General features: G+C 60.0%; 21 protein-coding genes. 12 read left to right on the forward strand and 9 right to left on the reverse strand.

What is annotated here, in order from left to right; translation table 11 throughout:
* Positions 1 to 10: 10 nt before the first annotated feature.
* Complete coding sequence (locus J3362_RS11595; RefSeq protein ID WP_349519875.1) at positions 11 to 979, forward strand: DMT family transporter; 969 nt, start codon at positions 11 to 13, stop codon at positions 977 to 979.
* Complete coding sequence (locus tag J3362_RS11600) at positions 972 to 1,517, forward strand: carbohydrate-binding protein (RefSeq protein ID WP_349519876.1); 546 nt, start codon at positions 972 to 974, stop codon at positions 1,515 to 1,517. The genes J3362_RS11595 and J3362_RS11600 overlap by 8 nt, the downstream gene beginning before the upstream one ends.
* Here the strand turns inward: J3362_RS11600 and J3362_RS11605 are convergent.
* Complete coding sequence (locus tag J3362_RS11605) at positions 1,511 to 2,716, reverse strand: MalY/PatB family protein (protein ID WP_349519878.1); 1,206 nt, start codon at positions 2,714 to 2,716, stop codon at positions 1,511 to 1,513. The two genes, J3362_RS11600 and J3362_RS11605, sit on opposite strands and share 7 nt — an antisense overlap.
* 211 nt (positions 2,717 to 2,927) lie before the next feature.
* Here J3362_RS11605 and J3362_RS11610 point away from each other — a divergent pair, with 211 nt between their 5' ends.
* On the forward strand, positions 2,928 to 3,815 hold the full coding sequence (locus J3362_RS11610; RefSeq protein WP_088558697.1) for an AEC family transporter: 888 nt from the start codon (positions 2,928 to 2,930) through the stop codon (positions 3,813 to 3,815).
* A 16-nt stretch (positions 3,816 to 3,831) separates the two neighbouring features.
* Complete coding sequence (locus J3362_RS11615; RefSeq protein ID WP_349519879.1) at positions 3,832 to 4,722, forward strand: prenyltransferase; 891 nt, start codon at positions 3,832 to 3,834, stop codon at positions 4,720 to 4,722.
* On the opposite strand, the gene J3362_RS11620 is transcribed toward J3362_RS11615, so the two are convergent.
* Positions 4,712 to 6,355 (reverse strand): methyl-accepting chemotaxis protein, encoded by a 1,644-nt coding sequence (locus tag J3362_RS11620; protein ID WP_349520934.1) that lies wholly within the window; start codon positions 6,353 to 6,355, stop codon positions 4,712 to 4,714. The genes J3362_RS11615 and J3362_RS11620 overlap by 11 nt on opposite strands.
* A gap of 222 nt (positions 6,356 to 6,577) precedes the next feature.
* Here J3362_RS11620 and J3362_RS11625 point away from each other — a divergent pair, with 222 nt between their 5' ends.
* The 6 genes from J3362_RS11625 to J3362_RS11650 are packed head-to-tail and all read left to right on the forward strand — an operon-like array spanning position 6,578 to position 13,237.
* Positions 6,578 to 9,085, forward strand: coding sequence for an acyl-CoA dehydrogenase (locus tag J3362_RS11625; protein WP_349519881.1), 2,508 nt, complete (start codon positions 6,578 to 6,580; stop codon positions 9,083 to 9,085).
* Between the two features lie 15 nt (positions 9,086 to 9,100).
* Positions 9,101 to 9,592 carry a tRNA (N6-threonylcarbamoyladenosine(37)-N6)-methyltransferase TrmO gene (gene tsaA, locus J3362_RS11630; RefSeq protein WP_349519882.1) on the forward strand — a complete coding sequence of 164 codons (492 nt, stop codon included), beginning with the start codon at positions 9,101 to 9,103 and terminating at the stop codon, positions 9,590 to 9,592.
* Between the two features lie 22 nt (positions 9,593 to 9,614).
* A complete protein-coding gene (locus tag J3362_RS11635; RefSeq protein WP_349519884.1) occupies positions 9,615 to 10,406 on the forward strand; it encodes a molybdate ABC transporter substrate-binding protein in 792 nt (263 codons plus the stop codon).
* 10 nt (positions 10,407 to 10,416) lie between these two features.
* Positions 10,417 to 11,454 carry an iron ABC transporter substrate-binding protein gene (locus tag J3362_RS11640; protein WP_349519885.1) on the forward strand — a complete coding sequence of 346 codons (1,038 nt, stop codon included), beginning with the start codon at positions 10,417 to 10,419 and terminating at the stop codon, positions 11,452 to 11,454.
* Positions 11,427 to 12,449 (forward strand): FecCD family ABC transporter permease, encoded by a 1,023-nt coding sequence (locus tag J3362_RS11645; RefSeq protein WP_081449850.1) that lies wholly within the window; start codon positions 11,427 to 11,429, stop codon positions 12,447 to 12,449. Before J3362_RS11640 ends, J3362_RS11645 begins: the two co-directional genes overlap by 28 nt.
* On the forward strand, positions 12,449 to 13,237 hold the full coding sequence (locus J3362_RS11650) for an ABC transporter ATP-binding protein (protein ID WP_349519887.1): 789 nt from the start codon (positions 12,449 to 12,451) through the stop codon (positions 13,235 to 13,237). The genes J3362_RS11645 and J3362_RS11650 overlap by 1 nt, the downstream gene beginning before the upstream one ends.
* Positions 13,238 to 13,242: 5 nt before the next feature.
* Here the strand turns inward: J3362_RS11650 and J3362_RS11655 are convergent, their stop codons facing one another.
* Positions 13,243 to 14,190, reverse strand: a complete 948-nt coding sequence (locus tag J3362_RS11655) for a LysR family transcriptional regulator (RefSeq protein ID WP_349519889.1) — start codon at positions 14,188 to 14,190, stop codon at positions 13,243 to 13,245.
* A 225-nt stretch (positions 14,191 to 14,415) separates the two neighbouring features.
* Here J3362_RS11655 and J3362_RS11660 point away from each other — a divergent pair, with 225 nt between their 5' ends.
* The gene (locus J3362_RS11660) at positions 14,416 to 15,366 is read left to right on the forward strand and encodes a DMT family transporter (RefSeq protein ID WP_349519891.1); all 951 of its coding nucleotides are present in this window, start codon (positions 14,416 to 14,418) and stop codon (positions 15,364 to 15,366) included.
* Here J3362_RS11660 and J3362_RS11665 read toward each other — a convergent pair.
* From J3362_RS11665 to J3362_RS11685, 5 genes are all read right to left on the reverse strand, one after another.
* Positions 15,323 to 15,778 carry a hypothetical protein gene (locus J3362_RS11665; RefSeq protein WP_349519892.1) on the reverse strand — a complete coding sequence of 152 codons (456 nt, stop codon included), beginning with the start codon at positions 15,776 to 15,778 and terminating at the stop codon, positions 15,323 to 15,325. The genes J3362_RS11660 and J3362_RS11665 overlap by 44 nt on opposite strands.
* Positions 15,779 to 15,985: 207 nt before the next feature.
* Positions 15,986 to 17,674, reverse strand: a complete 1,689-nt coding sequence (locus tag J3362_RS11670; protein ID WP_349519893.1) for a phosphoethanolamine transferase — start codon at positions 17,672 to 17,674, stop codon at positions 15,986 to 15,988.
* Positions 17,675 to 17,749: 75 nt separating this feature from the next.
* Entirely contained in the window at positions 17,750 to 18,316 is a 567-nt protein-coding gene (locus tag J3362_RS11675; protein ID WP_349519894.1) for a gamma-glutamylcyclotransferase, read from the reverse strand.
* Between the two features lie 36 nt (positions 18,317 to 18,352).
* Positions 18,353 to 18,976, reverse strand: a complete 624-nt coding sequence (locus J3362_RS11680; RefSeq protein WP_349519895.1) for a MarC family protein — start codon at positions 18,974 to 18,976, stop codon at positions 18,353 to 18,355.
* Positions 18,977 to 19,069: 93 nt separating this feature from the next.
* The gene (locus J3362_RS11685) at positions 19,070 to 20,074 is read right to left on the reverse strand and encodes a GlxA family transcriptional regulator (protein WP_349519897.1); all 1,005 of its coding nucleotides are present in this window, start codon (positions 20,072 to 20,074) and stop codon (positions 19,070 to 19,072) included.
* Positions 20,075 to 20,186: 112 nt separating this feature from the next.
* Here J3362_RS11685 and J3362_RS11690 point away from each other — a divergent pair, with 112 nt between their 5' ends.
* Positions 20,187 to 21,083 carry an alpha/beta hydrolase gene (locus J3362_RS11690; protein WP_349519899.1) on the forward strand — a complete coding sequence of 299 codons (897 nt, stop codon included), beginning with the start codon at positions 20,187 to 20,189 and terminating at the stop codon, positions 21,081 to 21,083.
* A gap of 21 nt (positions 21,084 to 21,104) precedes the next feature.
* Here J3362_RS11690 and J3362_RS11695 read toward each other — a convergent pair whose 3' ends face one another.
* Positions 21,105 to 22,061: a transglutaminase family protein gene (locus J3362_RS11695; protein WP_349519900.1), complete on the reverse strand. Its 957-nt coding sequence runs from the start codon at positions 22,059 to 22,061 to the stop codon at positions 21,105 to 21,107.
* Positions 22,062 to 22,064 lie beyond the last annotated feature (3 nt).

The raw sequence follows: 22,064 nt of genomic DNA on the forward strand, positions 1-22,064 counted from the left end.
AGGAGCCTTTGTGTCTTCCGAGAACGCCGGAGTTTTATCACGTATTCCCGGCCTGGCCTACATCGGGCTGGTTCTCACCCCGCTGTTCTGGGCCGGCAACGCCGTGGTGGCCCGGGGCACGGTCGAGAACATCCCGCCGTTATCCATGTCGTTCTGGCGCTGGGTGATCGCCCTGGCTATCCTGCTGCCCTTCGGGCTTCCGGGTATCTGGCGCCACCGCCAGATTATCCGCCAACGGTTCGGATCCATGCTGGCACTGGCGACCTTCAGTGTGGGGGCGTTCAATACCCTGCTTTACCTGGCGGCCACCACAACCACCGCAACCAACATTGCCCTGATCAACGCCACCATACCCATTTTCGTGGCACTGCTGGCCTGGATCCTGCTCGGCGACCGTACCCGACCGATTCAGGCGCTGGGTATCGCGCTGGCCATTACCGGTATTGCTACCGTTATTGCCCGTGGCGATCTCTCTGTGCTGACCAGCCTTCGGGCCCAGCCGGGGGATCTGATCATGGTGGCGGCAGTATTCAGCTGGGGCCTGTTCTCGGTGCTACTGAGACGACAGGCAGTGCCTCTGCCAGCACTGACCTTTTTGACCACTCAAATTCTTCTGGGCACGATGGTTGTGCTGCCCTTCTACCTGACAGATCTGATTTTCTTCTCCGGAGGCTTCGAACTGTCAAAAACCACCGCCATGCCGCTTCTGTACTTCGCGATCTTCCCGGGGATCCTGGCCTATGGATTCTGGAACCACGGTGTGCATAAAATTGGCCCGGCCAGAGCGGCCATCTTTATGTACCTGACGCCTGTCTTCGCCTCGATTCTTGCGGGCATTTTCCTGGCCGAGTCCCTCGGACTGTTTCACATCGTCGGAGGCGTGCTGATTCTTGCGGGACTGGTGCTGGCGACACAAACCCGAATACGCACGAACTACCCACTCTCAAAGCAGCAAGCAAAAGGAGAAACCCATGGTTGAACACACTCTCAGAAACGCTCGCGGCTTCTTTTGCCTGATTCTGATGCTGTTGACCGCGAGCCTGTCGGCAACGGCTGCTGCAGAACCCTGCGATCCGGAGACAGCCAAGTGGAACCCCGAGCACTATTACCCTGAAGAGGCAGTGGTTTTCCATAAAGGCCACTGGTACGAATCCAGAGAGATGCACAAGGGTCTGGAGCCCGGCATCACGTTTGACTGGATCAAGCTCGACTCCGTGCCCGACTGCAGCAACCGACCCGAGAGCGAAAAGCGGGCAAATGGCAACGACAAACAGAATGACGGACAGCCGGGGCTCAACGAGGCAGACGGCAAATCCCATCGCGGCGAAACCGCCTCCGGAATGTGCGTAAGGCCGGAACAATGGCTGTTTTCGAAAAGCTATGAAAAAGGTGACCTGGCCAGTCACGGAGGACAGATCTGGGAAGCCACCGGGCCAACTCGGGGGGACATGCCAGACATGGACGAGCCCCCTCACTGGAAACTGGTTGAAGAGCACTGCGCCCTTCAAAATCAGTGATCTGACACGTCCCTGTCCAGGGCCGCTTCAATGCGGCCAATGACCTCCTCAAGAACCGACCTCGGGCAGCCGATATTCAGGCGCATAAAGCCGCTGCCCGGGTCTCCGAAGGAGAGTCCGGGATTCATGCCCACACCGGCCTTCCGAACAAAAAAGCGTTTCAGACCCGCATCGTCCAGGCCCAGCTCGCGGCAATCCAGCCACATAAGATACGTGCCCTCCGGAGCAGACACCCGAATGCCGGGCAGGCGCTGGCCGACCGCTTCCACCACGTAGTCCCGGTTTGCCTGTAGGTAAGCCATCAGATCGTCCAGCCAGGGACCACCATGGCGATAACCGGCCTCAAACCCGGCAATGCTGAACGGATTACACTGGGGCAGATGCATCGATTCGAACACCGCTTTGATGGCCTTTCGCCGATCCGCATCCGGAATCACCAGAGCCGACAGTCCCAGCCCGGGCATATTGAAACTCTTGCTGGGAGCCACCGCCATGACCAGTGCGTCGTCAGGGCCGGCCAGGTTGGCCAGCATCGTATGACGGGGTTTGTCGGGAAAAATGAGATCGCAATGGATCTCGTCGGACACCACCACCAACTGGTGCCGACGTGCGATATCCAGCACCGCCTTCAGTTCTTCCTCTGACCACACCCGGCCGACCGGGTTGTGCGGTGAACACAGCAGCAGGACTCGAGCATCGGGACGCGCTGCACACTCTTCAAGATGATCCAGATCCATGCGGTAGTGGCCGGGGTCCCCGGTGTCCGGATCCTCGGGCACCAACGGGTTCTCGATCACCACCCGGCCACTGTGCCGCACCGAACTGAAGAACGGCGGATACACCGGCGGCTGAATGATCACACCCTCGCCAGGCCCGGCGTAGGCCATGCACGCGGCGTTGATGGATGGCACCACGCCGGGTGCCATCAGTATCCATTCCCGCTGGATCTCCCAGCCGTGACGGTTGGCAAACCAGTCAATCATCGACTGATAAAGACTGTCCGGAAACAAGGTGTAGCCGTAAACCGGATGTGCCGCCCGCTCCGCCAATGCGCGGGTGACCGCCTCAGGGGCTGCAAAATCCATATCAGCAACCCACACCGGAATCACCTCCTCGGTGCCAAAAACCGCCTGGCGGGCATCGAACTTGACGGAACAGGTATTCTCACGGGAAACCGGGGCATCGAAAGGGCTGGACACAAAGACTCTCCAGAGCAGATATCAGTATAGGAAACCGGTATTGTGGTGGGCCCAACCAGGCACCGCAAGCGCCTGCACGAACACAACCATTGTGTTCATCTCCGGCTTTGGTCGAACATCGTCGATTAACACTTGCCCAGATGGGCCGATACTTGCGAACCTAACGGTTTATCCAACAAAAACGTCCAAACTTTCTCCCGGAGCCTGTTCAATGATTGGCCAGATCCTGTCCACCATGTTGCCGGTGTTTCTGATCGCCGGTTGCGGCGCCCTCTACGGCCGTTATCGGACCCCCGATATCCAGGGACTGAACGTTCTCAACATGGAGCTGTTTGTGCCCATGCTGGTCTTTGCCGTTCTTGCCGACCAGCAGGCTCCGCTGCAGGAGTATGCCCGGCTGGCACTGGCGGCCACCGTGGTCGTGCTCGGATCAGGTATTGTTCTCTACCCGCTGGCAAGGGTTCTGAAGCTGAACCTGAAAACGTTCCTGCCGCCGATGATGTTCAATAACTCCGGCAACATGGGGATCCCGCTGCTGGTGCTGGCGTTCGGTGATGAAGCCCTGCCTGCTGCGATCGTGCTGTTTATTGTGGAAATGCTGCTGCACTTCTCGGTGGGGCTTTACATGCTTGACCCCCACACCTCCATCATCAAACGCCTCAAGCTGCCCATCGTGTTTGCCAGTATTGCCGGGCTGTCGGTTAATCTCGGGGGCGTACCCCTGCCGGAATGGCTGTTGGAAACCCTGAACATGCTGGGGGGTGTCTGCATCCCGCTGATGCTTTTTGCCCTCGGCGTGCGCATGCTTGATATTGATTTCAGTGACTGGAAGCTGGGCATGCTGGGCGCCATCGCCTGCCCCGCCAGCGGCCTGATACTGGCCTGGCCGATGATTGCGGTTCTGGATCTTCCGGGCATGCAGATAGCCGCGCTGTGGGTATTTGCGGCCCTGCCACCGGCTGTACTCAACTACATGGTGGCGGAACAGTATCGACAGGAGCCACACAAGGTCGCGTCGCTGGTATTATTGAGCAACCTGGGCAGTCTTATCGTTATGCCGGTTGTGCTCGGGCTGGTGTTTGCCGCCGGCTACGTTTGATCAGAGGAAGGACCCGATGTCTGAAACCGCTGCGGTGGTACGCGCCTCCCGCCCAAACTTTCTGATACTCGCACCGCTGTGTGCCGGTCTCGGTGTGGCCCTGGCCTGGCAGCAAGGCGCATCGCCGGCCCTGATTGACACCTTGCTGGTTCTGATTGGCGCCCTCCTGGCCCATGCCGCCGTTAACCTGCTCAATGAATACGAAGATTTCATCTCCGGACTGGACCTGATCACCCGGCGCACGCCTTTCTCCGGCGGCAGTGGCGCTCTGCCGGAGGTTCCCTCCGCCGCCCGGCAGGTCCTGTTGGCCGCATCCGGTACGCTGGCACTGGTTGTGGCCATTGGCCTCTACTTTCTCTGGCTCCGGGGCCTGCCCATGCTGGTGCTGGGTGCCGCAGGCGTGGTGCTGGTACTTACCTACACCCGCTGGATTACCCGTTCGCCACTGATCTGCCTGCTTGCTCCCGGGCTGGGATTCGGCCCCGTGATGATCCTGGGCAGCCTGATTGCCCTGGGGGCGCGGCTCGATGCTGGGGCCGTTGCAGCCTCTGCCATCAGTCTGCTGTTGGTAAGCGAGTTACTGCTGATCAATCAAATTCCGGATGCCGATGCAGACCGGAAAGTCGGCCGGCGGCATCTGGTCATTACCATGGGCCAGCCGGCCGCTGCCCGCCTGGCAGGCCTCCTGTTACTTGGCAGCTACGGCCTACTCGGCTCGGCAATCTGGGTCGGCTGGTTGCCGACCTGGACGGCCATCGCCCTTGCGCCATTACCGGCAGCGGTCTGGGTTAGCACCAGGCTGCGGGGCGCCCTGAGCAATCCCGCACAGCTAAACACCCTTCTGGGCATCAACGTCGCGGTGCTGTTGGCCACTCTCGCGTTGTTGATCTGCGGGCTCAGCCTTTAAACCGGAAGACGCTGACCCGCGAACGCAGCTGCCCGGCAAGCACCGCCAGATCCCGGCTGGCCCCGGCCACCTGCTCGGAACCGGCTGACGTTTCCATGGTAGCGTCGTGAATGCGGCTGATGTTGCGGTTGACCTCTTCCGCAACGGAACTCTGCTCTTCCGAGGCACTGGCAATCTGGGCGTTCATGTCATTGATGGCGCCGACTTCACTTCGGATTCTGGCCAGGGCAGCTTCCGCCTCGCTGGTCTTGTCCACCGTGTTACGTGCCAGTTCACGACTGCTTTCCATCACGTTGGTCGCCTCGCCGGCACCGGTCTGCAGGTTGCCGATCATTTCCTGGATCTCCCGGGTGGAATCCTGGGTCCGCGACGCCAGGGAACGCACCTCGTCCGCCACCACCGCGAAACCCCGACCGTGAGTACCCGCGCGGGCGGCTTCGATGGCAGCATTAAGCGCCAGCAGGTTAGTCTGCTCGGCGATGGCGTTGATTACCTCAATGATCTTTTCGATATTGGCGCTGTCCTCGGACACCCGATGTACGGTCTGGGTTGCCTGTTCCAGGGTTTCCGCCAGCTCGCCGATGGAGGCCGCGGTTTCCTGGACCACGCGATTGCCGCTCTCAACCTCGGTATCGGCCTTCTGGGTAGCGGTGGCCGCGCTGGCCGCAAATCCGGCCACTTCGTTTACCGTGGCCGCCATCTGGTTCACGGCTGTGGCCATCTGTTCCGCTTCGCTGGCCTGCAGACGAATCTGACGGCTGTTGTTGTCGGAGGTCGCTTCCAGTTCAGAAGACGAGCTGGACAGTTCCTCCGCCGCTGAGCGGACTTCCCGGATAATGCCGCCCAGTCGCTCCACGGTATCCTGCAACGCGCCCATCACGCTGTCCGGGTAGAGGGTTTGAATATCCTGGTCCAGCTCTCCGTCGGCCAGCTGGCGAATCGCCTGGGCAACATCTTCCGGCTCACCGCCAAGAATCTTCTTCAACCTGCGGATGATTACCAGTGCCACAACAGCACCCAGAACGACCGCAAGACCCGTTACCGACAGGTTCAGGGCATTAAATGTACTGGCCGCATCACGCACTTCATCGACACCGTTAGTCACCACGTCTTCCTGGTAGTCGATAAAGGCGTTGACCCGTTTGAGCCACTCCGAATAAGCGCCGGAGACATCGCTGAGGAGAAATGCCCTGGCCTGATTGATGTCGCCGGCCAGTCGCAGCTCAAGCAGTTCATCCGTTAACGTGAGGGCCCTGAGTTCAATGTCCTTTATCGCTGCCAGCAGTTGCTTTTCCCGGCTGGTAGCACCTTCTTCCCGGAACATCTCATCCATGGGGCCAGCGGAATCCCGGTAAAACGCCTTCAACCGCTCAATGTCAGCGAGGTGCGTTTGCAGATCCCGCTCGTTCTCCACCAGCACCGCATCCCGGATAGCTATCGCCCGATCGTGGACACTGCCGCGGAAGTTGATCGCGTACCGCTGCCTCACGGCAGCGCCGTCACCCACATCGGTCAGGGTCCTGTCAATGAAACCGACCCGCTGGTTGCCAATCAGACTGACCGCGATTACCAGGGACAGAATCAGTCCAAAACCAAGGGCTAGGCGTTTCGCAACGGTGAAATGACCAAACATCATTAGGCTCCGGGCACATTTTTATTGAATGAGCCTATGACTTCTTTGAAAATGGCAGATTGGATCAATCAATAAAGCCTTCACCCCCGTTTTTTGACAATCCTTTTCATTACTGCAATCAATCTTTACATCTCACGCCCCGAGCCCTTGCAACTGCCTGAACTTTAACCGATGGTTAAAGTTGCTTCTGAGCAATTGCATTCACGATACGGAGGTCTCCCCATGAGTGTTCTTCTCCTGCTGATCAGTGCCCTGGTGCTGATCTACCTGGGTATCGGCGGCACCACAGCCGCTGCCGTCATGTCCCTTGCGACCGTTGTGGGCCTGTTCCAGGATGAATGGCATCTGATCAGCATTCTCTGCGGCGGCGTGCTGCTGGCCCTGGCGTTGATTCTGGTTATCCCCGGCGACTTGCGTCTTGACAAGCTCAGCCGCCCGCTGCTCGGCTGGGTACGCAGCCGACTGCCCAAACTCTCGGACACCGAAGCCGAAGCCCTGAAATCCGGCTCGGTCGATTGGGACGGTGAGCTCTTTTCCGGCAAGCCCAAGTGGAACAAGTTGCTGGACGCCAAGCCGGCACACCTCACCAGCGAGGAACAGGCCTTCCTGGATGGCCCGGTGGAAAAGCTCTGCGCCATGCTCGACGACTGGAAGATCACCCACGAGCATTACGACCTGCCGGACAAGGTCTGGAAGTTTATCCGTGAGAACGGTTTTTTCGGCCTGGTGATTCCAAAAGAAGACGGCGGCCTCGGGTTCTCTAACACTGCCCACTCAGAAATCGTGATGAAGATTTCCACCCGGAGCGTATCAGCTGCCGTTACCGTGATGGTGCCCAACTCCCTCGGCCCGGGCGAGTTGCTGATGCACTACGGCACCGATGAGCAGAAACAGCATTATCTGCCCAGACTGGCCGGCGGCGACGAGATTCCCTGTTTCGCCCTCACCTCCCCGGTGGCCGGCTCCGACGCCGGCGCCATTCCGGACAAAGGCATCGTCTGCAAGGGCAAATGGAACGGCAAGGAAGTGCTGGGCCTGAAAGTCACCTGGAACAAGCGCTACATCACCCTGGCCCCGGTGGCGACACTGATCGGCCTGGCCATCAAGGTCTATGATCCGGACAAGCTGCTGGGCGATTCGGATGAGATCGGCGTGACCTGTGTACTGGTGCCGAAGGACACCGACGGCGTCAACGCCGGTGCACGCCACCTGCCCATGAACACCGTATTCATGAACGGGCCGACTTGGGGCAACGACGTGTTCATTCCCATGGAACAGGTCATCGGCGGCCAGGACATGCTCGGCAAGGGCTGGACCATGCTGCTGGAATGCCTGTCCATCGGCCGCTCCATCTCCCTGCCCGCCCTCGGCACCGGTGCCGGCAAGGTGGCCAGCCTGGCCACCGGCTCCTACGCCTACACCCGGGAACAGTTCGGCCGGACTATCAGTCAGTTTGAAGGCGTGCAGGAAGCCCTGGAGCCCATCGCAGGCTACACCTACATGATGGACGCTGCCCGGCTGCTGACCTCCGGCATGCTGGACCGTGGCGTGCGGCCCTCGGTGCCGTCCGCCGTGCTGAAATACCGCAATACCGACCTGATGCGGGAAGTCATCAACCATGCCATGGACGTGGTGGCAGGCCGCGGCGTCATCACCGGCCCCCGCAACTTCCTGGCCCGGGCCTACCAGGCGGTGCCGATAGGGATCACCGTGGAAGGCGCCAATATCCTTACCCGGAGCCTGATGATCTTTGGCCAGGGTTCCATCCGCTGCCATCCGTTCATTGTTGAGGAGATCGAAGCAGCGGGCATGGAAGACGAGGACAAGGCAGCGAAGAAATTCGACGGTATCTTCTACCGGCATCTGGCCCACACCACCCGCAATGCCCTTCGGGCCCTGCTGCTGGGACTGACCAGGGGATGGGCCGAATCGGTGCCACGGCAAGGCAACATCAAGTCCAGCTACCGACAGCTGGCGCGGTTCTCAGCAGCCTTCGCCCTGATGACCGACGTCACTCTGCTTACCGTTGGTGGTGGCCTCAAAGCCCGGCAACGCCTGTCAGGGCGCATGGCCGACTGCCTGGTGCAACTCTATTACGCGACCGCCGTCATCAAACAGTGGCATGAGGAGGGTTACCCCGATGACCAGCGGCCATTGGTAGAGTGGTGTTTGCAGACCTGTCTCCGGGACCTCCAGGGCTCCATGCGCGAAGCCATCATCAACTTCCCGGTGCCGGCCCTGCGCTGGCCCCTGCGTTTGCTGGTGTTCCCGCTCGGCGCCACCGGCCTTAACGGCCCGGACGACAAGCTGGGCGCACAGATCGCGGAATCCATCGTCAAGGACACCCCGGTGCGCCAGCGCATCAGTCGCGGTGCCTACACCACCATGGACCCGGAAGATCCGCTCGGGCGGGTGCTCAATGCCTACAAGCTGGCCAACGAGACCGCGGACATGCGCAGCCGGCTGCATGACGCCATGCGTAACCGCGATGAAGACGAACTGGGCGGCATTGACCTGCTGATGGGGCATCAACGCAAGGAACTGGTTGACTGGGCCTGTGCCCAGGGCGTGGTCAAGGCAGACGAGTGCGACAAACTGCTGGAAGCACTGGAAGCGCTCTATGATGTGATCCGCGTGGATGCCTTCGATGCCGACGGCCTGAAAGCGCTCTCGCGATGCGCCAAAGGCAAGCGCAAGGTGGTCGAACGCCCGCCCAGAGATGAGAAATAAGGTGCGGACCGATCGATGAGCGATTTTGCAGATTTACGTCCGAATGAGGAGGCCGTGGCACTTGAACCGGCCTCTGATGCCACGTTGCGCTTCATTGGTACCATCCGGACTCCCTGGCGCCATCGCAAGGATTGCCCGCGCCAGGGCCGGTTCGACGGCCCGGAGTGCCAGCTGGTTCTGGACCCTGTCTGGCACGAAGGGTTGAAGGGGCTCGAAGACTACGACACCATCGAGGTGCTCTATTGGCTGGACCAGAGCCGACGCGATCTGATCCGGCAAAGCCCCAGAAGCGACGGCCAGACCTTCGGCACCTTCGCCCTGCGCTCCCCGGTGCGACCCAACCCGATTGGCACGTCCATGGTCAAACTGGTTCGTATAGAAAAAGGAACGCTGATCGTGCGCGGCCTGGACTGTCTGGACGGCACCCCGCTGCTGGACATCAAGCCAGACCGCTGCGCCTTCAGCCCGAAGGCACCCCAAAAAACCGGCAACCAGCCGATTTCATAACAATGAACAAGAGTGAAATCCCATGGTACGAAAACTTCTGCTTGCCTCTGTGCTGGGCGCTGCGATGAGTCCGGCCATTGCTCAGGATCTGTCCCTTTACGCCGCAGGCAGCCTGAAAGCGGCCTTGTCGGAAGTCGCAAAAGATTTCGCGGCAGCTTATAACGTACCGGTGAACACCAGCTTCGGCCCCTCTGGCCTGATGAGGCAACGCATCGAATCCGGCGAGACAGCCCACGTGTTTGCCTCGGCCAACATGCGTCACCCCCGAACGCTGGAGGGGGCAGGCAATGGCGGTCCGGTGGCCCTGTTCGCCCGCAACCAGCTTTGCGCCCTGGCTCGCCCCGAGGTGACTGTCACTACGGACACTCTGCTGGAAGTAATGCTGGATGACTCGATTCGAATCGGAACCTCGACACCGAAGGCAGACCCGTCTGGTGACTACGCTTTCGAACTGTTCGACAAAACCGGGCATGCCGACACCCTCAAGGCCAAAGCGCTGCAACTGACCGGGGGTCCGGACAGCGCCAAGCCGCCCGAGGGTCGCAACAACTACGCCTGGGTACTGGACAGTGATCAGACCGATGTTTTCCTGACTTATTGCACCAACGCCGTACTGGCCCGGGCGGAAGTGCCCTCCCTGCAAACTATCCGGGTCCCCCAGTCACTCTCTGTCGGTGCTGATTATGGTTTGATCGTACTGAATGAGGCACCGCCTGCCGCCTGGAAGCTGGCCATGTACATCCTGTCGCCTGCCGGCCAGTCAGTGCTCGCCGAGTACGGTTTCGACGCCGTGGCAACGGTGCAGGGCGAGTGAGGAGACGGCAGTGAAAATCCTCTGTCTAATGCTGGCATTGCTGGCATTGCTGGCCCTGCCAGCCCAGGCCCGGACCGTCGTGGACAGCGCCGGCCGCATCGTTGAGATTCCGGACGAAGTGGACACGGTCTTTGCTGCCGGGCCGCCAGCGGCCATCCTGCTGTATATCGTCAAGCCCGAGGCCATGACCGGCTGGCCCCGGGCCCTGCGGCCTGACGAACGCGAGTTCATCGCCGAACCCTATCGGGACCTGCCAGAAACCGGCCGGCTGACCGGCCGCGGCGGCGAAGCCAACCTGGAGCGGGTACTGCAGATCCAGCCCGACCTGATCCTGGATTTCGGGTCGGTGCGCGACACCTATGTGGACCTGGCCAACCGGGTGCAGGACCAGACCGGCATTCCCTACCTGCTGATCGACGGCCGCTTCGAGAACACCCCGGAGGCACTGCGGGTTGTCGGTGAAGCACTGGGTGTGCCCGAGCGGGGCGAAGCCCTGGCCGAGGATGTAGAAGCTACCTTCGCCCGAATCGAACGCATTCTGGAGACTGTGCCGGAGGGCGAGCGGCCCAGAACCTACCTGGCCCGCGGCCCGGATGGCCTGGAAACCGGCATCAAAGGCTCCATCAACACCGAGATCATTGAGCGCGCCGGCGGTCGCAACGTGGCCGATGACGGCGGCGCCACCCGCGGGCTGGTGCAGGTCTCCATGGAGCAGATGATCACTGCCAACCCGGATACCATTGTGACCTGGGATCCGAATTTCTACGCCAAGGTGTTTGACGATCCGCTCTGGCAGGGGATTGATGCGGTGCAAAGTGGCCGTGTTTACCTGTCGCCCTCTTTGCCGTTCGGATGGATCGACCGGCCACCATCACTCAACCGCATCATGGGGCTGATCTGGATGACCGGGCTGCTCTATCCGGACGATTGGGAAGGGAACCTGCGGGAAGAGACCCGCGAGTTCTATCGCCAGTATTACCACGTCGATCTCAGCGACGATCAATTGGGGAGGCTCCTCCAGTGGACCGAGGGTCGCTCCGGGGAATAGCCCGGCCAAAGCCGGTGATCTCGCTGGGTGCAGGCCTGACCCTCGGCCTGACGCTGCTGGCGTTTGGCGCCGTAATGATTGGCCCCTACAACCTGACCCCGGGCCAGACGCTGGCCGCGCTGTTGGGTCAGGGTGATACCCAGGCTCAAATCGTCGTCTGGAACATCCGCCTGCCCCGGGTAGCGGCGGCGCTGCTGGTGGGCGCGGCTCTGGCGGCCGCAGGCGCCAGTTACCAGGCGCTGTTCCGCAATCCCCTGGTATCGCCGGACATTCTGGGCGTTTCTGCGGGCGCAGGCCTGGGTGCGGTGGCCGGCATATTCCTGTCGCTGCCAGTGGCGGCCATCCAGGCGTCCGCTTTTGTCGGCGGCATGCTGGCGGTGGGCTTCGTCATTCTGGTGGCCTCGCTGGTGCGCAACACCGACCGAACCCTCACCCTCGTGCTCATCGGGGTGGTGATCGGCGCCCTGGCGGGTGCGGCCACCTCACTGCTGAAGGTCATGGCCGATCCCTACGATCAATTGCCGGCCATTACCTTCTGGCTGCTGGGCTCCCTGGCTGCCACCACCACCGAGGACATTCTGCCGACCCTGCCGATGGTCCTGATAGGACTGGTGCCGCTGGCCCTGCTGCGATGGCGCATCAACGTGCTCAGTCTTGGGGACGAAGAAGCGCGGGCCCTGGGGATCGACGTGTCGAAAACCCGGTTTCTGGTGATCGTGGCCGCCACGTTGATCACCGCCAGCGTGACCGCCCTGGCCGGTGTGGTCGGTTGGGTCGGTCTGGTGATCCCCCATATTGCCCGCATGTTGGTAGGTCCCGGCTTCGGCCGGCTTCTGCCCACCTCCGTGCTGATCGGCGCCGGCTACCTGCTTGTCGTGGATACCCTGGCGCGAACCATGGCCCAGGTAGAAGTCCCCCTTGGCATTCTCACGGCCGTCATCGGCGCACCATTTTTCGTCTGGCTGCTGGCACGCGGCCGGCGCGGGTGGTCGTGATGCTGGAAGCCCGCGAACTGGCCATCGGCTACGGCCGGACTCAGATTGGATCCGGCCTGAACCTGAGCGTGAACCAGGGAGACATACTCTGCCTGTTGGGCCCTAACGGCTGCGGCAAGACCACCCTGTTCCGGACCCTGCTGGGTCTTCTGCCGGCACTGTCCGGAACCGTCACTCTGGGGAACAGGCCCGTCGCCAACCAGACTCCGGCCACCATCGCCCAGCAAATTGCCTACGTGCCCCAGGCACACGCGCCGCCTTTTCCGTTCGAAGCTCTGGAGGTGGTTCTTATGGGCCGGACCGCACGGCTGGGCGTGTTCGGGCAACCGGGGCACCACGATCGGGAAATCGCCCATAACGCCATGGATCGACTCGGCATTGCCAACCTCGCCCACCGTGACTACTCGCGCCTGTCCGGCGGGCAGCGCCAGTTGGTACTGATCGCGCGGGCATTGGCCCAGGAGGCACCTCTGATCGTCATGGACGAACCCACCGCCAGCCTGGATTTTGGCAACCAGGCCCAGGTGCTGATGCAGATCGCCAGCCTCGCCCGCGACGTGGCCGCCCGGGGCTGCGGCGTAGTGCTGTCCACCCACGATCCGGACCAGGCCTTCGCTCTCGACGCCCGGGTGCTGCTCATGAAAGACGGACACGAACTGGCGCAAGGCACCGCTCGCGACGTACTGACCGGCCCCAACCTGAGCGACGTGTACGGTCTTCCCGTTGCAGTGGAAACAACCTCCTCCGGGCGGAAGGTCTGCATGCCGGCGCTGACCAGCCATCATTAGAGCCGTCAGGATGCCCGCAACCGACTCCTGATGGCCTCATCCACCAGCCAGCGTCGCAGGGTCTGGATGCCCCGCTCCTGCCGTCGGCTGGTCTTCCAGGCAAAATAAAAAGTGTCACCGGTTGCTACCGAATGGGACGGCAAGCGCACAAAATCCTCCGAATCCCGTCGGGTACTCAGCATGTAATCGTTGGTCAGGGCCACCCCCTGATGGAACCTCGCCGCCTCCAGCGCCAACAGCATGTGGCTGAAGTGCTGCACCCGAACGCCACCGGGCAGTCGCTCACCCACTGCGTCATACCAGGCTTGCCAGTCCCCGGTGGCCCGGTCAAAAATACTGTGGGTCGATAGCAACGGAAAGCGCGCCAGCTCTTCAGGCGACAACGGCGGCTCATCCCGCACCTCCAACTGATCATCCCGACCAAGTTCCCGCCGCATCCGCTTCCAGTAATCCTGACTGCAGACCGGAAACAACCGCTCCTCGTACAGCTTGTCATAACTGAAAGCTGCGGCATCCGTGCGGATGGTGATAAAGCAATCCGCCACCCGATCCGACAACACCGGGTTCCCACTACTCATCTCAAGCGCCAGATCCAGCTGGGGATGCAGCCGCTGCAAGTAAGGCAACCGTGGCACCAGCCAGCGCACGGCAAACGAGCTGAACACCGACAAGCGCAGGCGCGACTCCTCATGCCCCAACAACTGCTCACTGGCCCGCTCAATCTGCAACAGCGCTGAACTGATCGCATCCAGGTACTGCCGGCCCTCATCGGTCAGCGACAGCGTCCGTCCACTGCGCCAGAACAACTGCTCGCCCAGGTAGGTTTCCAGCTGCTTGATTTGATGGCTGACGGCACTCTGGCTCACCGCCAACTCATCGGCAGCGAGTGAAAAGCTGTTGAGACGGGCAACGGCTTCGAAGACAGGCAGGGCTTTCAGGGGTGGCAGCTTCATTATCTAATTTTCTAATAGCACGTGAATATTGATCATTTTATCGGATATTAACACCCGCTTAGACTTCCCTCCATGTTACGGGAGCAGATCGTGTGGCTCCCTCCGAAAATGCTCGGAGCCATGGATGGCGGAGAGCAAGCGTACAGGGACGTATTCACAGCGGTTTTCGGAGGGAGCCACTCGATTTGCTCTTGCACCCGAACTTGAAGAGCAAAGGAGAAAAAAATGTCAGGAAAAACCGTAAACAGCGCCATCCTGCTGCTGGTGATCGGCAACGCCATGGCATTGATCTCTGACGTGTTCATCAAACTCCTCGAACCCGGTGCCCCGGTGTTCCAGTTTGCCTTCCTGCGCTGCCTGATCACCCTGGCACTCCTACTGCCAATGGCCGGGCAACTGGACCGGAAAAACCTGTTCGCCGGCCTGAAAATCCACACCTTCCGGGCCCACATCCACCTGGCCGGCCTGCTTTGCATGGTAGTCGCCCTGGCCAACCTGCCGCTGGCGACCGCTAACGCCGTGTTCTACGCCGCGCCCATCCTGGTGATGGTGCTCTCGGTATTCCTGTTCCGGGAAAAACTCACGCCGCTGAGTGTCAGCGCTGTGTTCAGCGGCTTTGCCGGTATTGTGCTCATCCTGAGGCCGGTGGAATTCAACTGGGCGGCCGTGGCGGCGCTTGGCTCTGCCTTTGCCCTGGCCATCAACGCCGTGCTGGTCCGGAAACTGCCGAAACAGCAGAGCACCGTCCACAAGTTGTTCCTGAACTACCTGCTGATTCTGCCCGCAGCGGGTGCACTGGCCTGGTGGGAAGGCGCCCAATGGGATTCTGGCATCCTGATCGGTGCCATGGGCTCAGCGCTGTTTATTCTCGGCTACAACATCACCGTACTGCTGGCCTATCGGCAGGTGGATGCCAACCAGGTCACCAGTGCCGAATACACGGGCCTTATCTGGGCCGTGGGAATTGGCTGGATCTGGTTCGGAGAAGTGCCCGACTTGTGGTTCCTGGCTGGCAGCCTGATGATTGTGGTGCCCCTGCTGCTCATTGGTCTGCAGCACCGGCGCAAGGAACCTGCAAGGGGGTTCAACCCGGCCCCGGAGCAACAGGGGCGCCGGAACCAGGAAGAGTCATTCAGTGCCGGGAAGATTCAAGTAGCACGTGAGTGTCGTGAATAATCCGACCGATACGGGCCTCCGGCGGCAATCCGTCACCATAGCCGAGTTTGATGCGGTAATGGCCCGAATGGTGACGGTGCCAGTCGCGCCGACGATCGTATCTGTCGCGATAGACATCCCGCTTGTGTTTCTTGCCCCATCCGCGCTTGTCACCGTGGTACCTGTGGCGATCGTGGTACTTTCGGTCCCATTGATGCTTCTTGTAGTGCCGTGGTTTATGGTGGTGCCGATCGTGACGGTCGTCTCGATAGTGCGCCTGCAGGAACTTGTTCTGGTGGCCTGGAGGTAGCAAACTCCCCCGCTCATGGTGCGGTTGCCAGCCATGACCGCGGCGGTCATCGTGACCCGCCATCACCGGAGCCGATGCCATCAGGAATGCCGTTACCAGGCTTCCGATCAACAGTCGCTTCATGATGATTCTCCCGTTCTGCTCAGAGACAGATCTCGCATCCGGACCCAGTGCCGGATGCCTCTGAACCCAGATTATCGAAGCGGGAGCGAATGTCAGTGCCTTGGGGCCGGCTTTGCAGGATCTTTACGCAAGGCCCCGTCAGCTTGACGTTTGAATGGCCGGTAGTGTCGTATTTTTTGTCAGAAGGTGAAGAAAACGTTCAGCGCCTCAGGTGGTTCTGCAGTCCTCGAAAATATTGAGCGACGGCTCGATCGCCTCGGTCTTCACATTCATCAGTCCCAGCATAGAGGAGAACAGGTTGTCGTGGCTCAACGGTTGCGATGCGATCCGGTTGACGCACTCGGCATCAATCCGGTTATCCATCCGGAAACCGTCTGACAACCACATCACCATGGGCACATGGGTCTGGGCCTCCGGCGCCAGCATGTAGGGAATACCGTGCAGGTAGATGCCACCCTCGCCAAGTGACTCGCCATGGTCAGAGACATACACGAGGGCAGTATTGTAATCCGCCTGCATGGATTTCAGCATGCGCACGGTTTCTCCGAGCAAGCGATCGGTGACCAGAATACTGTCATCGTAGGCGTTGATGATGGCCTGTTGGTCACAGCTCTGCAGTTCATTGCTCTGACACTCGGGCAGGAACTTCTTCTGGTCCGGTTTGCTGCGCTTGTAGTACTCGGGACCATGACTGCCAAGCTGATGCAGCACCACGAAATGGTCATTGTTGTCTGGGGCGTCGAGCTGCTGATGGGCACCCTTCAGCAGCACCAGATCATCACAGTACGCGCCCTGGCAAAGGTCGGTATCCTCCGGACGAACGTTGGGAATCCGGTCACACATGCCCTTGCAGCCGGAGTTATTATCCAGCCAGGTACTGACAATGCCCGCGCGGGTCATGACATCCAGGAAGTTATCACTGTTCTTGGCCACGGCTTCATCGTAATCCGATCTGCCCAGCCACGAAAACATGCAGGGCACCGACAAGGCTGTGGCGGTCCCGCAGGAGGATACGCGGGGAAAATTGACCAGTGTTCCGCCCGATTGCCGGGCCAGTTTACTGAGCTCTGGGGTGGTATTGCGCTGATAGCCATTCAGACCAAAATGGTCTGCGCGCGCAGTTTCACCAAGAACAAAAACCACCAGATTGGGTCTGCTGCGATCGGAAACCGGGAGAGAAACCGTCGCATCCAGCCCCACCTGCTGGTATTCCTGGGGAAACTGCGCCGCAGCCACCTTGCTACCCAGCGATGCCAGGGCAGCAACACTGTTCACCGGCACCACAAGATCCCTGATGTCGCGGTGATTGCGGAACGTTGAAGCCATCTCCTGATAGCTGGTCAAAGCCAGCACCAGAATCAGAGCGATATCAACAATGATCGGAGTCAACCAGTAAGTGACCCTTTTCAGGCCCGCCGGCCAGCTCACGCGTACCAGAAAGAGCAGCACAACCGGAATCACGAAAAAGAGCGCCATGTGCGCAAGCAGTCCAAGGCTCAGCAGGCCGCGAGCTTCCTGCACATCGGTTTCGAACACGTTCTGCAGCATGTGCTTGTCAATCAGCACGCCATACGCGTTCATGAAATACCCACTGAGCGCAGCGCTCAAAAACAGGAACACCAGTACCGGCTTCAGGGTAAATCGTGCCGAGAACAGGCTGATCAGAAGATGGTTGACCAGCAGCAACAAAAACGCGAGTTTGAACATCAGCATCGGCTGTTCAAAGCCGACGTATCGCTCAATGGCGGTGTAGAAAGGAACGTTATACAGACCGGTCAGGGCGAGGGCGCTGATCAACACCAGCCAATGGGGTTTGATTGCAGGCCATTGAAACCGACCGGTTCCGCCATGCACAAACGGCTGCGCGTGAAGAGTGCGTTTTGAGGACAAGCCCATGGGATTTCCCGGGATAAGTGTGATTCAAGGTCTGGTGAGTGTGCTCCCCGAACCTTAAAGCAAACTTAAACGAACTTAGCTCAACTCATCACGCAGGAGGGATTCGATGGCAAAGGTGTGCGGGCAATCCGCACCCATTGCCCTCAGGGACTCTGCAAGGCGCAAGAGATAATGGGCATTAGGGCCGCTCGGCCCCGAGGCAGAGGCGATCTGCCGGGCAATATCAACATCCGGCGCATGGCCCAGGAAAGCTTCATTGTCTTCGGTGGCAATGTAAACCAGACCCTCAGCATGGCTGCCATCGTCGAAAGTGAGCGTGGTACTCAGGCGCAGATAACCGTTCTTTTCCCGAACATCCAGGTGTTCGAACACACTGGGCGACACCCGGAACGCCATGCCTTTGCAGACGGCACCGGGTTTCTCCACCAGGGTTGCGACCCGTCCCGGCGCCTCCGGCGTGCCCCGGTGATCATGTGAACCCTGCCAGAACCGCCGCTCCCAGCCACGGATCGACGCCGGGCGCTGCTCAAGAAACGGAAAATCGACCTTGTAGATCAGGGAGCCATAACCGAACAGCCAGACCGACTCAACGCCGGAGAAATCGTATCGTTTGCGATTATGCTCAATGGTATTGGCAGACATCAGACACCCTGCAGCGAAAACGTTTCCCGCGATACTCTAGGTGGAGGCAATGAAACCCGCAATGCCCGTCAGGACGATTTCAGCCGCCATAGCCGAGAGGATCAAACCGCTGATCTTGGACATGATGTTCAGGCCGGTCTTGCCCAGCACCTTCTCAAGGTAACCCGACAAGTGCAGCAACACCGCCAGGATCAGCAAGCTCGATACCAGCCCCAGGAGCCCGCCGGCCACCTCGGATACACGGTTGAGCTCGGCACCGTACACCATAATCGCACCAATGGTGGCCGGGCCAATCATCACCGGAATCGCCAGAGGCACAACAGCAATGTCATCCCGATCTTCATCGGGCAAACCGGTGGCGTGATTCCGGGTACCACTCGTCACCAGGCTGATGGCGGTCAGGAACAGCAGACTACCGGCACCGATCCGGAAAGAGTTGAGGGTAATGCCGATAGCACTGAACAGCAGCGGGCCGGCAAAGAACAGAATCACGCCCATCATGAATGCCGAAACACAGGCACGGCGGATAATCGATGTCTTCTCGGTTGCCGGCAGGCCCCTGGTCAACGCCAGGAACATGGTCACCACGAAAAACGGCGCCAAAAGAAACAAAAAGCGAATGGTGCTGCTGATGTAGGTGGAGAAAAAGGTTTCAAGCATTCCGGGTATTCCAGCGGTCAATGAAAGCGGGCAAGCATAGCTTGCTACCACGTTTTCTGCCGTAAGGAAGTGGACGTATGACGGCTCTTCGAATCACACGGCCAACGGTGTCACATAACTGAAGCGCTTACGATACTGTTCCATTGTGCAGCCCACTGTTCGCTTGAATAAACGCCGGAACGAGCTGGCATCCTCATAGCCCACGCTCCAGATAATGCGGGCAGTCTGCTCACGGCTGGATTCCAGTTTGTGTTTGGCGGCTTCAATCCGCAGATGCTGGAGATAGCTAATGGGCGTTTCCCCGGTTGCCTCCTTGAACCGGCGTTTGAAGGTGCGCGTACCCAGTCCGGCGACATCGGCAACGTCATCAATGCTGACCGGGTCTGAGTAATGGTGCTCCAGCCAGGTTTGAGCCTTGCGGATGGCATCATCCTGATGGGCCTTCCGGCTGTAGAAGGCCATATACGGTGTCTGTTCCACTCGGCGACCATCCAGAACCAGCATCTTGCTGCAGGCCAGGGCAACCGAGGGAGAGGCAAAACGTTCCACCAGGTAAAGGCACAAATCCACAAACGCCGTTGCACCGCCGGCACAGATAATCTGGCCGTTATCCACCAGCAGTTGATCTTCATCCAACCGGATCTGCGGGTAACGGCCGCGGAACAATGGCGCTGCCCGCCAGTGTGTTGTAGCCACCTGATCGTCCAGCAAGCCGGCCTCCGCAAGCACAAAACTGCCAGTGCATACACTTGCCACCACAACCCCCTGCTCAAAGGCCTGCCTTAACCAGCCGTGCAGAGGAATGGCTGGTGCCAGGGTTCGTTCCAAAAGCTCAGCGCGGACCGCAGCCTCAACAGAGGAGCCAACCACAATGAGGTCTGGCCGAAAGCTTTCACGACACACCGTCGGTGTTACCAGGGCACCGCTGTAACCACCAACTGGCTGATTATCCACGGTCACCAGCTGACAGTTAAACAGGGGATCACTGCGAACGCCTGGCACGCGAGCGCAATAGTTCGCCACAGTGAAGAAATCCATCACACCATGTACACCGGAAGCATGGCAGTTGGGCAAAGCAACAATTGCAATATTCATCATGGTGAAATGGCCCTTTCAGCACTTTATATGTCAAATATGACACTCCTGCTGACAACCGGCAAGCCCTAACCTGAAGCTGTCATCCACCACAGCCCGAAGAAGGACTTTCTCCATGACCTCACAACTGAATACACAGACACAGATCCCACGCCATTCAAGCGAAGCCGGGAAACCCGCCACGGCGGGGCTTTCCGCGACTCGTCTGGCGCTGCAACTCTATGCCCGGGTATCGCCGCAAAAAGCCGGAAAACTGGTGAACCGTATGGCCTTCAGGCCGTCCCGTCTGTCTCTGCCCGTTCGCTACGAGCACTGGCTGGATAACACCGACAGCTATACCCAGCTTCAACACGGCGCCCGAACCATTCCAGTTTATTCCTGGGGAGAAGGCCCGGTGATTCTGGGGGTCCATGGCTGGGGAGGTGCGGGCGTTCAGTTCGGCGCCTGGATTGAACCGCTGGTTGAAGCCGGTTATCGGGTGGTTCTCTTCGATGCCCCGGCCCATGGCCGGGCACAGGGGGAGAGCACAGATCTGCTCGAAATGGCAGACGTGACAGCTCACGTGTCTGCCAGCGTGGGCGGTGTCCGAGGTGTACTGGCGCATTCCCTCGGATGTATCGCAGCGGCGCGGGCCATCACCAACGGGCTTCACACCGACTACCTGGCTATGCTGGCACCACCAGTCAGCCTCAAGGCCGCTATGGAGAACCTTGGCAGGCAGCTGGCCCTCAGTCCCGAAGTGCTGGCCGTTCACCTCGAACTCATGGAAGACCGGTTCGGCCCCTCCATTTGGGAGAAGCTGAATCTTGAGACGCTGTGCCGTGGGCTGAACCAGCCCGGCCTGGTTGCCATTGACGACACCGACACGTCCATTTCACCGGACGAAAGCCAACGCGTGGCTGAAACCTGGGCCAAGGCAGATCTTTTGCGCACCAGTGGTCTTGGCCATCATCGGATTCTCTCAAGTCCCATGGTCATGGAAACGGTCCTGAAAAGTCTGGGCCGAAGGTGATGCCATGCCAGAAAGCCGCGGTCACCCGGGTGACAGTTCTTCCAGGTAGGTTTCGCCATCGGCGTACAGCGAAGCGAACTCCTCCTCGGGCACCACGGTGACCGCAATCTCCGGTTCATGCTCGCCACCTCCGAGTAACACACCCCGCATAGGTGTTATGTCGGAGAAGTCCCGGCCCCAGCCGAGAGTGATGTGTTCCAGATCCGGCCTCAGGGCATTGGTGGGATCCAGCTCCAGCCAGCCGAAATCCGGCACGAACACAGCCACCCAGGCATGGGTGGCATCAGCGCCGACCAGCCGTTCCTTGCCCTCAGGCGGATGGGTGAGGATATAGCCGCTCATGTAGAGGGCGGCCAGGCCAACCGAGCGCAGGCAGGCAATCATGATGTGGGAGAAATCCTGGCAGACCCCGCGACGGGCCTTGAACGCCTGCTCGACCGGGGTGAAGGTTTCCGTTGCCGTCGCATCAAAACTGAAATCGCGATGGATCATCCTCATCAGGGCATCCGCCGCCTCCACCAGAGGCCGGCCCGGAAGAAACGCCTCGCGGGCATAGGCGGCATACTGTGAATCAATGGGCACATTGGTGGAGACAAACCGAAAGGCCGTGGCCTGAAGATGGTCCGGCGGAAACTTCCTGTCCGCGCGGTACCGGAGACTGTCGCGCACGATTTCCCAGGGCACTTTTGCAGCCGATGCCGAAGGTTCCGGACGATTGCGCAGTTCCACCCAGAACTCGCTGATAATCTCCAGGTACTCGTGGTCGGCGGTGAAATGAATCTTGGTAATGCGGTTTCCGAAGCAGTCGAGAAAGGAGCGCCTTGCCGAAGGTTCCGGTGAGATCGCCAAGTGGTGCTCAAGGTTCCTCTGCCAGGGAAGCTCTCGCGGCGTGAGTCTCAGCAAATGATGAGACTCCCCCACCACCTGATCGTACTGGTACAGGGTCTCATGACGCACATGGTAGCGAACAAATGTCATGAC

Source organism: Marinobacter sp. NFXS11 (assembly GCF_040148675.1).
Lineage (GTDB): Bacteria > Pseudomonadota > Gammaproteobacteria > Pseudomonadales > Oleiphilaceae > Marinobacter.